Here is a 4,330-nt window from a genome sequence, read left to right as displayed (position 1 = left end):
GCGCTGCTGGCCGAGATCGTGAACAAACGCGACGGGCTGCGCGCCTTCATCGCGGGGCTGGGCGACGACTTCCGGTCGCTGCTCGCCGAATTCCGCTTCAGGCCCGGCCTGACGGCAGAGGACATCGCCTCTTCGCTCTGGCCATTGCCCGGTTTCCTGCCAGACTATTTCGCCGGCTTCGCGCGTGCCGCCGAAGCAGCCGATGCGCGCATGGTGCTGAACAACATCCTGCCTTATGCCAGGCTGGCCTTTGCCGAAGCCGATCAGATCCGCAGGCTGGAGCTGCTCGGCAAGGCTTTCCTGAAGGCCGATGGCGCCGCCTACGAGCCGGCAAAAGCCTTCAAAAAAGTGCTGCTCGACCGGCTGCCGGACCTACCGGAGCGCTACATCGAGGCTGCCAGGGCAATCCTGGAAGTGTCGGACCGGCTGGCGCTGTTCAGGATGCTCGAAGGCACCGCGGCGGCGCTGACGGTCGCCCGCTGGCTGATTGCACGCTATGAGCATCTGAAACGGAGCCGCGGCTTTCTCGACTTCAACGACCTGATCACCCGCACCGTCGCCCTTTTGTCGCGCCCCGATGCCGGTGCGTGGGTGCAGTTCAAGCTCGACCAGGGCATCGACCACATCCTGCTCGACGAGGCGCAGGACACCAGTCCAGACCAATGGGAGGCGGTGAAGAAGCTGACGGAAGAGTTCTTTGCCGGGCTAGGACAGCGTGAAGCCGTCCATCGCACGATGTTTGCCGTCGGCGACGAGAAGCAGTCGATCTATTCCTTCCAGGGTGCCGCGCCCGATTCCTTTGCCGAGAGCAGGCAACTATTTGCCGGACGCGTGCGCGACGCAGGATTCTCCTTCGCCGATCTCAAGCTGACCTGGTCGTTCCGCTCCAGCGACGACGTGCTGGCCGCCGTCGACCGTGTCTTTGCCGATCCCGGAATCAGGCGCGGGATCAGCCATGACCCTGATGCGCTGAGCCACAAGGCGATCCGAACCGATGCGCCGGGCTATGTCGAGGTCTGGCCGTCGATCGGCGCGGAAATGGTCGACGAGCCGGACGACTGGACCCAGGCCGTCGACCATGCCCATGCGCCAGCTGTGCGCGTTGCCGAGAATGTTGCGACCACCATTGCCGGTTGGATCGGCAACGGTGAAATCATCGAAGGCCGCGGCAAGCGGTTGGGGCCTGGCGACGTGCTCGTGCTGGTGCGCAAGCGCGACAGCTTCGTGCATGCATTGACCCGCGCCTTGAAACGCCGCGACATTCCGGTCGCCGGCGCCGACCGGCTGAGCCTACCCGGCCACATTGCGGTGAAGGACCTGATCGCGCTCGGCCATTTCCTCATCCAGCCGCAGGACGACCTATCGCTGGCGGCCGTGCTTCGCAGCCCTGTCTTCGACGTGTCCGAGGAGCGGCTCTTTTCGCTGGCTAACGGACGCCCTTCCGGCCAATCGCTGGTCGCCTCACTGAGGCAGCAGGCCGGAGAGGATCCGGCGCTGGCCCCGGTGGTGGCGCAACTCGACGCCTGGGCGAACGAGGCGGCGTTCAAGCCGCTGTTCGAATTCTATGCCGCCGCACTCGCCCGCGACGGCCTGCGCAAGAAGATGATCGCCCGGCTCGGACCGGAAGCCGGCGATATCATCGACGAATTCCTGAGCTTCTGCCTGGCCGAGGAGCGCACCGGCCTGCCGGGACTGGAGGCCTTCCTGGCGACGCTGGAAAGCAGCGGACCCGAGATCAAGCGCGAGATGGACCAGACCCGCGACGAGGTCCGCGTCATGACCGTGCACGCCGCCAAGGGCCTGGAGGCGCCGGTCGTCTTCCTGGTCGATGGCGGCTCGGCGCCGTTCAGCGACCAGCATTTGCCGCGCCTGATGCCGTTCCAGGGCTCGGGCCAGCATTTCGACGGCAAGGGTTATCTCTGGCGCTCGGCCGGCGACGTCGCCAACGGCTTTTCGAAGGCCGCCGCCGCGCATGCCCGCGAACTCGCCGACGACGAATACCGCCGACTGCTCTATGTCGGCATGACGCGCGCCGAGGACCGGCTGGTCGTCTGCGGATACCATGGCAAGCGGGCGCCGAGCACCGGCACCTGGCATTCGATCGTCAGCCGGGCGCTGCTCGGCGCGCCGGAAAGCATGGAGCGCCGCCACCCGGCGGCGGCGGAGGTCGTCGTGCACCGCTTCCATATGACCAAATTGCCGCCGGTGGCGTTGGCGGCGGCCGAGGCGGAGAGCCCGATCGAGCATGTCGTGCCACTGCCGGAAAGCCTGTTCCGCCCGTTGCCCCCGTATGAGGAGCTGCCACGGCCGCTGTCGCCCTCCGGCGCCTCGGCGCTGATCGACGAGGCGAAGGAGACGGTGACCGACACGCGCTCGCCGGTGCTGGACGCCGAGGCCGAGCCAGGCTTCGCCGTCCTGCGCGGGCTGGCGCTGCACAAATTGCTGCAGATGTTGCCTTCGATCGCCGAAGGCGGGCGCAAGGACGCCGCCGAGCGCTATCTGGCGCGCGCCGGCGCGGCATGGTCGGAAGCCGAGCGCGTGAAAGCGTTGAACGCGGTGCTTGCGATCCTCGCCGATCCCCTATTCGCCCCCCTGTTCTCGCCCGCATCCCGCGCCGAAATCGCGGTGATGGGCAGCCTCGAGGTGAAGGGAAAGCTGCGCTCGATCTCCGGCAAGATCGACCGGCTGGCGGTCTCTGAGCACAGCGTGTCGATCGTCGACTACAAGACCAACCGGCCGGCGCCGACGACGCTGGAGGAGGTGCCGCCGGCCTATGTGCTGCAGCTTGCGCTCTACCGCGCGCTGCTGCAGCCGCTCTATCCCGGCCGCGATGTCCAGGCCGCGCTGCTGTTCACCGAAGCGCCAAGGCTGATCGAACTGCCGGCCAGCGCGATGGATGATGCCCTTGCCCGACTCACGGGAGCGTGACACAAGCACTGCTTGAATTAGATCTCTGTCACCACCACATTTGGTGCAACCCGAGTTCTTGAAAGGATTTCCGCATGACCACCGTCAAGGTCGACAAGAGCAATTTCCAGGCCGATGTGCTCAACGCCAAGGAGCCGGTCGTGGTGGATTTCTGGGCCGAATGGTGCGGCCCCTGCAAGATGATCGCTCCGGCGCTGGAAGACATCGCCAAGGAGCTTGGCTCGAAGGTGAAGATCGCCAAGCTCAATATCGACGAGAATCCCGAGCTTGCCGCGCAGTTCGGCGTGCGCTCGATCCCGACGCTGATGATCTTCAAGGGCGGCGAAGTGGCCGACATGAAGGTGGGCGCGGCGCCGAAGACCGCGCTGTCGCACTGGATCAACGGCAGCCTCGCGTGAGCCAATCGAGAAGTTTGCAGGACAAGCCCGGCCATCGCGCCGGGCTTTTTCTTTGGCGCCATCCCTCAGCGCCCTCTGGCCCTCGCGCGCGCTGCCTCCATGTCTTCTGCTTGGGACGGACAGGAGAACATCATGACCGGAACAGCCAAGGCCACCGTCTTCATCGACAATGAGCGCGTCATCGTCACCGAATATCGCTTCCAGCCCGGCGACAATACCGGCTGGCACCGTCATGGCCATGACTATGTCATCGTGCCGCTGATGGACGGAAAGGTGAAGCTGCTGACCAAGGACGGCGAATCCTTCGCCGAGATGAAGAAGGGAGCGCCCTATTTCCGCAAGGAAGGCGTCGAGCACGACGTCATCAGCGACAATGACAGCGAGTACGCCTTCATCGAGATCGAACTGAAGTAGTCCGCAGACAGCGTGCGGCAGTCACCAGTCGGCGATGCGGTCGCCGCCGGTGAATTGCGCGCTCTTTCCGGTGTATTCGAACAGCTCGATCTTCACGCCGTTGGGATCGCGGATCCAGGCCTGAAAGGTGTCGTCGCAGGCATGCTTCTTCGACGTGACCTCGACGCCCTTCGACCTGATATGAGCGATCGCGGCGTCGATATCCTCCACTTCGAGGCAGAAGTGGTTGATCTGGTTCTGGTCGCTGTAGCTGGCCTCGCCTTTCTGGAACACCTCGACATGGCTGCGGCCGCCGCAATTGAGGTAGAAGCCGAAGACCTTGCCGTCGCGCAGGAAATTGAACTGGGTGTCCATGCCGAGGACGTCGCGGTAGAAGCCTCGCGTCGCTTCCAGCTCATGCGCGAAGATGCAGACGTGGGCGAGTTGCTTGACCTTGATCACGACGGGCTCCTTGCGCTGGTCAGATAGGACGCCCCATGCTTGCGAGAAATCCGACGTCAGGTGGGCGGCGTGCCATTTTCGGCCAGCACCGCGCCGGCAAGGTAAAGCGAGCCGCCGATCAGGATGCGCGGCGGCGGACCGTCCCAGGT

Annotated in this window: 4 protein-coding genes; 3 read left to right on the top strand and 1 reads right to left on the bottom strand. The window is 64.9% G+C overall.

The genetic code is table 11. The features are described from left to right. The 3 genes from addA to EN742_RS25950 all read left to right on the top strand — a co-directional run. The coding region (addA, locus tag EN742_RS25960) for a double-strand break repair helicase AddA (RefSeq protein ID WP_128333441.1) at window positions 1-2,928 on the top strand (2,928 nt) is incomplete at its 5' end. Window positions 2,929-3,002: 74 nt separating this feature from the next. Next, entirely contained in the window at window positions 3,003-3,326 is a 324-nt protein-coding gene (gene trxA, locus EN742_RS25955; RefSeq protein ID WP_126057124.1) for a thioredoxin, read from the top strand. Between the two features lie 132 nt (window positions 3,327-3,458). Next, window positions 3,459-3,740 (top strand): cupin domain-containing protein, encoded by a 282-nt coding sequence (locus tag EN742_RS25950; protein ID WP_126057125.1) that lies wholly within the window; start codon window positions 3,459-3,461, stop codon window positions 3,738-3,740. Between the two features lie 21 nt (window positions 3,741-3,761). Here EN742_RS25950 and EN742_RS25945 read toward each other — a convergent pair whose 3' ends face one another. Further along, entirely contained in the window at window positions 3,762-4,181 is a 420-nt protein-coding gene (locus EN742_RS25945) for a VOC family protein (protein ID WP_126057126.1), read from the bottom strand. Window positions 4,182-4,330 lie beyond the last annotated feature (149 nt).

Source organism: Mesorhizobium sp. M4A.F.Ca.ET.020.02.1.1 (assembly GCF_004022645.1).
GTDB lineage: Bacteria > Pseudomonadota > Alphaproteobacteria > Rhizobiales > Rhizobiaceae > Mesorhizobium.
This window is presented reverse-complemented; position numbering and strand designations above follow the sequence as displayed.

What these genes read in the sequence shown, in the direction of transcription:
- trxA (WP_126057124.1), top strand. Translation starts at nt 3,003, where the DNA reads ATGACCACCGTCAAGGTCGACAAGAGCAATTTCCAGGCCGATGTGCTC.
- EN742_RS25950 (WP_126057125.1), top strand. Translation starts at nt 3,459, where the DNA reads ATGACCGGAACAGCCAAGGCCACCGTCTTCATCGACAATGAGCGCGTC.